Here is a 340-nt window from a genome sequence, read left to right as displayed (position 1 = left end):
AGACGACCAGGACGGCAGCCGTGACGGCGTAGGTGATCTTTGCGCGCATGGGTGTCAGCTCGTGGTCAGCCGAGGTCCAGGAAGTGTTCCAGGCCGAAGGTCAGGCCCGGAGTGCTCACCACGCGGCGCGCGCCGAGCAGGATGCCCGGCATGAAGCTGCTGTGGTGCAGCGAGTCGTGGCGCACGGTCAGGGTCTCGCCCTCGCCGCCCAGCAGGACCTCCTGGTGGGCGGCGAGGGCGAGACCCTGACCGTGCGCCACGACTCGCTGCACCACAGCAGCTTCATGCCGGGCATCCTGCTCGGCGCGCGCCGCGTGGTGAGCACTCCGGGCCTGACCTT

Annotated in this window: 1 protein-coding gene and 1 pseudogene; one reads left to right on the top strand and one right to left on the bottom strand. The window is 70.0% G+C overall.

Annotated elements, in window-relative coordinates; translation table 11 throughout:
- Positions 1-65: 65 nt before the first annotated feature.
- The gene (locus AOK22_RS40240) at positions 66-260 is read right to left on the bottom strand and encodes a dihydrodipicolinate reductase C-terminal domain-containing protein (protein WP_425264084.1); all 195 of its coding nucleotides are present in this window, start codon (positions 258-260) and stop codon (positions 66-68) included.
- Between AOK22_RS40240 and AOK22_RS44060 the strand changes: the two are divergent.
- A pseudogene (locus AOK22_RS44060) lies at positions 225-340 on the top strand (4-hydroxy-tetrahydrodipicolinate reductase); the annotation flags it as partial. The gene AOK22_RS40240 and the pseudogene AOK22_RS44060 overlap by 36 nt on opposite strands.

Source organism: Streptomyces silaceus (assembly GCF_001419745.1).
GTDB lineage: Bacteria > Actinomycetota > Actinomycetes > Streptomycetales > Streptomycetaceae > Streptomyces > Streptomyces silaceus.
This window is presented reverse-complemented; position numbering and strand designations above follow the sequence as displayed.